The sequence below is a fragment of the Nostoc sp. NMS4 genome, assembly GCF_017115095.1.
Classification (GTDB): Bacteria; Cyanobacteriota; Cyanobacteriia; order Cyanobacteriales; family Nostocaceae; genus Nostoc.
The window spans coordinates 1-4,640 of record NZ_JABXKI010000422.1; the positions used below are offsets into that span (position 1 = coordinate 1).

The 4,640-nt window shown below is 43.0% G+C and carries 5 protein-coding genes and 1 tRNA gene; 3 read left to right on the forward strand and 3 right to left on the reverse strand.

All coding sequences use genetic code 11. The features are described 5' to 3' along the window. Positions 1-406 precede the first annotated feature (406 nt). The 3 genes from HWQ37_RS33770 to hisF form a co-directional block, all read right to left on the reverse strand. Positions 407-479, reverse strand: a tRNA-Ala gene (locus HWQ37_RS33770). Positions 480-575: 96 nt separating this feature from the next. Beyond that, positions 576-767, reverse strand: a complete 192-nt coding sequence (locus HWQ37_RS33775; protein ID WP_069071057.1) for a hypothetical protein — start codon at positions 765-767, stop codon at positions 576-578. A gap of 99 nt (positions 768-866) precedes the next feature. After that, a complete protein-coding gene (hisF, locus tag HWQ37_RS33780) occupies positions 867-1,640 on the reverse strand; it encodes an imidazole glycerol phosphate synthase subunit HisF (protein ID WP_292755667.1) in 774 nt (257 codons plus the stop codon). A 201-nt stretch (positions 1,641-1,841) separates the two neighbouring features. Here hisF and ruvB point away from each other — a divergent pair, with 201 nt between their 5' ends. The 3 genes from ruvB to HWQ37_RS33795 all read left to right on the forward strand — a co-directional run. Further along, positions 1,842-2,942, forward strand: coding sequence for a Holliday junction branch migration DNA helicase RuvB (ruvB, locus tag HWQ37_RS33785; protein ID WP_292755669.1), 1,101 nt, complete (start codon positions 1,842-1,844; stop codon positions 2,940-2,942). Positions 2,943-3,065: 123 nt separating this feature from the next. Continuing rightward, positions 3,066-3,872: a tetratricopeptide repeat protein gene (locus HWQ37_RS33790; RefSeq protein ID WP_292755671.1), complete on the forward strand. Its 807-nt coding sequence runs from the start codon at positions 3,066-3,068 to the stop codon at positions 3,870-3,872. A 254-nt stretch (positions 3,873-4,126) separates the two neighbouring features. Then, a partial coding sequence (locus tag HWQ37_RS33795) for an RNA-guided endonuclease InsQ/TnpB family protein (protein WP_465249736.1) occupies positions 4,127-4,640 on the forward strand: 514 nt, incomplete at its 3' end.

Genomic DNA, 4,640 nt, shown 5'->3' on the forward strand with positions numbered 1-4,640 from the left:
AATTGCCACTAACCCCAATGGACGCTTTTCCAAACAACCCCCTAAGTATGCATAATTGAAGAATTCAGAAGTCAGAATCAAGACGCTCTCTACGAGAGAGACGCTAAAAGCGTAGCTTGCAACTCTTACAGAGTAAGCGGACTCGCTTGCCGCCGGCGCTATCGAGCGTCTTGAAGACCACCAAATTGAAAATTTGGTGGGGGTCTTAAACCCGATTATTCAGACGCGACGCTCGATGACTCGCTAACGCTACGCTATCGAGTACTCGCTAACGCTGCGCTATCCACCAGTCATACAGAATTCATTCTGAATTCTGACTCCTGAATTCTGTTCGATAAAGTGACCTTTTTGGGAAACTAGTGCTTGTTGTCGCAATAACAGGTTTTGAGTAGGCAGATTTTAAGAATGGAGCTAAGCGGATTCGAACCGCTGACCCCCTCAATGCCATTGAGGTGCGCTACCAACTGCGCTATAACCCCTTAGAATCCATTATGTATAATCGCTTATTTATGAGTCTTTTGTCAAGCTTTTTAGGCAAACCAAATTTTAAATATCTCCTCTCGCACTTAGCACTCTTACGATACTTGCAACAAGTAGGTCATGCAATGCCCCATCAAAAAGTAAACTACTAACATGGCAGCAGCAGCCAGAGCAACTAATGTACCAGCTAACATGAGAGAAAATTCTTTACTCTCGTAGGCTCTTTCCATTAAGTGCAACGACCATGCTACCAAGGCGACATCAAAAAGTAAAATAGGAAGCAACATATTTTTTAATATTTGTTAATACTTGTAAAATAATATTAACACCCTTTTCAGGAAGTGTGTCTAACCTTAGATGGATGTCATTAAATGATAAATGGTGGATCAGGATAATGTTCTGACTGGCACATGGCGATCGCGCAAGTAATTTTTAATTTCTGCTACGCTTACATGTCCGTAATGTAACAGTGATGCGAGTAATGCGGCTTCAGCTTTGCCTTCAGTTAGGGCTGTGTAGATGTGTTCACAATTACCTGCACCGCCAGAAGCAATAACTGGAATTTCTACAGCATCGGCAATTGCCCGTGTGATTTCAATGTCATACCCGGCTTGGGTTCCATCGGCATCCATACTTGTGATTAGCAGTTCTCCAGCCCCCCGCTTTTCAACTTCTTGCGCCCACAATAGGGCATCTAAGCCTGTATTTTCTCTGCCACCCCGCACATACACATCCCACCCTGGATTTTCCGGGTTATTTCTGCGTCTGGCATCAATTGCAACAACTATGCACTGATTACCAAAGCGATCGCTTGCCCGATTAATCAAGTCTGGATCACGCACCGCCGCAGAATTAATACTAACCTTATCTGCACCCGCTCGTAACAAAGCTTTAACATTTTCTAAGGATTGAATGCCACCACCCACAGTCAATGGAATAAAGACCTGTTCGGCAGTGCGGTAGACCACATCTAAAATTGTAGCTCGGTCTTCATGAGTAGCTGTAATATCCAGAAATACTAACTCATCAGCACCGGCTTCGTTGTAAACCTTGGCCAGCTCTACCGGATCGCCCGCATCTTGGAGATTAATAAAGTTAACTCCTTTTACAACCCGTCCCGCCTTCACATCTAAGCACGGTAAGATTCTTTTAGATAACATAATAATTTTTGTACTTCTGGGTAATTGACCGGAATTTAAATTTTAAATTGGCGTGGGTATTCTCAAACTAAAATTTTCATGGGCATTGGGAATTGGGCATGGGGCATTAGGTTATTTATTTTCTTGTCCCTCACTCCCCCTGCCTCCCCTGCCTCCCCCACTCCCCACTCCCTAGTCCCTTATAAAGTAGATAGCTGAATTATGGCGATAATCTCCTCGAAAAAACAGCCTCCAGAACCAAATGGAGAACCAAAGCAGCATCGAGAGTCGGCGAAAGCAACATCCACAGAAAATATTTTGAAGCCTGAAGCTGCTATTGATGAGCAAGAACAGCAGGAAGAGGGTATTCGACCACACCGATTTGCTGATTATATTGGGCAAAAAGATTTAAAGGATGTACTAGATATTGCCATTAAAGCAGCTAAGTCTCGTGGTGAGGTGTTGGATCATTTGCTGCTTTACGGGCCGCCGGGATTGGGCAAAACTACAATGGCAATGATTTTAGCATCGGAAATGGGGGTAAATTACAAAATTACTAGTGCGCCAGCCTTAGAACGTCCACGGGATATTGTCGGGCTACTGGTGAACCTCAAGCCAGGGGATATCTTATTTGTGGATGAAATTCATCGCCTGTCGCGGATGACGGAGGAAATTCTCTATCCAGCGATGGAAGATTATCGCTTAGATATTACTATTGGTAAGGGTTCTAGCGCTCGCATTAGAAGTTTGCCTCTGTCAAAATTTACCCTAGTAGGGGCTACAACACGTGTCGGTGCTTTAACTTCACCACTGCGCGATCGCTTTGGTTTAATTCAAAAACTGCGATTTTACGAAGTTGACGAGCTGACTAAAATTGTACTGCGAACCGCTCAATTACTCAAAACCCCGGTTACAGAAGATGGTGCTACAGAAATCGCCCGTCGCTCACGCGGAACACCACGTATTGCTAATAGATTACTTAAGCGTGTACGTGATTATGCGGAAGTAAAAATAACTGGGGAGATTAATGAAAGCATTGCATCAGAAGCATTGCAACTATTCCAAGTAGATCCTTGCGGTTTAGATTGGACAGATCGCCAAATGCTGAGTGTGATAATTGAACAATTTAACGGCGGGCCAGTGGGGTTAGAAACAATGGCAGCCGCGACAGGTGAAGATACTCAAACAATTGAAGAGGTGTACGAACCTTACCTGATGCAGATTGGGTATTTAACTCGGACTCATCGCGGCAGAATGGCGACGAAGGCAGCATATAAGCATTTGGGATTCACGCCGCCTAATGAACAGTTGTCATTATTGTAATTATGGGCATTGGGCATTGGGCATTGGGCATTGATACTCGTAAATGAGCCTTTGAACTCCATTCCTCTGCCCCATGACAAATGACAAATGACAAATGACAAATGACAAATTAGGTAAACCTAGATGATTAAGTTGATTGGTATTTTTCTCAGTCTGGTACTTGTGTTTGGTTGGGGTACTCCAGTCATGGCACAATCTCAACCGCCGATCGTTACTCAAGAACAGTTAAAACAAGGCGATGAGTGGGCAAATCAAGCGTTTATAGCGACGAATCAAGGTGACTTTGCAACGGCTGAAACTTACTGGACAAAGATTATTGAGCAATTTCCCACAAATGCTGGGGCGTGGAGTAACCGGGGAAATTCGCGGGTCAGCCAGAATAAATTGCAGGAGGCGATCGCAGATTATAATAAAGCCATAGAATTAGCGCCAAATGTCACCGATCCATATTTGAATCGAGGGGCGGCGTTGGAAGGAATGGGAAAATGGGACGATGCGATCGCAGATTATAATCATGTCTTAGAACTCGATCCTGATGATGCAATGGCGTATAATAATCGCGGTAATGCCAAAACAGGTTTAGGAAAATGGGACGATGCGATCGCAGACTACAAAAAATCTAATGAGATCGCCCCGAATTTTGCTTTCGCCCGTGCTAACTACGCCCTCGCTCTTTATGAAACTGGTCAAAAAGAGCAAGCAATCCGCGAAATGCGAAATATTGCCCGGAAATATTCCAAATTTGCTGATGTGCGTGCCGCCCTCACTGCTGCATATTGGGTAAATGGAGAACAAGGTGAAGCCGAAAGCAACTGGGTAGCAGCTTATGGACTTGATAGCCGCTATAAGGATATCGACTGGGTAAAAAATATCCGCCGTTGGCCTCCCAGCCTAGTTACAGCTTTGGATAAGTTCTTGAAAATCCAGTAATTAGCAGGTAAATTAAAGGGGAAGCGATCGCTTCCACCTGATTGTGAGATTTTTTACCGAAAAAATGGGTTTAAAGCCCCGTGCTTCTAGCACGGCTTTTATTTAATTTCCGAATTATTTCTCTGAATACATCATTTTGGGTGCGGTTCGTTTGGGTACAGTATTCCAGAAGTATTTTATATTCTTCATCAGAACATCGCACAGTTAATTTTTTCATGCCGTCATAATGCCGTCTATTATGGTACAATATTAGCATGAAAACACTGAAGTTCAAGTTATATCAACACAAGCGAAATAGATTTCTCAAACGCATGATTAATGCGAGTGGTATAATCTACAACCATTGTATTGCTCTCCACAGACGCTATTATCGAATGTGGGGAAAACACTTGAGTTGTGCAAAACTTCAGTCTCATATTGCCAAGTTGAGAAAACGTAATTCTTTTTGGCAATCAGTAGGTTCTCAAGCAGTCCAAGATATTTGTCAACGCATTGAGAAAGCCTATCAGTTGTTTTTTAAACACAACAAGTCATGTGTTAGACCGCCAGGATTTAAGAAGGTCAGAAAATATAAATCATTCACCTTAAAGCAAGCAGGATATAAGTTTTTAGGTAGCAATAGGGTAAAAATTGGTAATCGAGTTTATCAGTTTTGGAAATCTAGAAAGATTGAGGGAGCAATCAAAACCTTAACTATAAAGCGCACACCATTGGGTGAGTTGTTTATGGTTGTGGTTGTTGATGAAGGCAGTAAACCAGAAGTTGAAG

Coding starts and splice junctions, on each gene's coding strand:
- HWQ37_RS33775 (WP_069071057.1), bottom strand. CDS start 767: ATGTTGCTTCCTATTTTACTTTTTGATGTCGCCTTGGTAGCATGGTCG.
- hisF (WP_292755667.1), bottom strand. CDS start 1,640: ATGTTATCTAAAAGAATCTTACCGTGCTTAGATGTGAAGGCGGGACGG.
- ruvB (WP_292755669.1), top strand. CDS start 1,842: ATGGCGATAATCTCCTCGAAAAAACAGCCTCCAGAACCAAATGGAGAA.
- HWQ37_RS33790 (WP_292755671.1), top strand. CDS start 3,066: ATGATTAAGTTGATTGGTATTTTTCTCAGTCTGGTACTTGTGTTTGGT.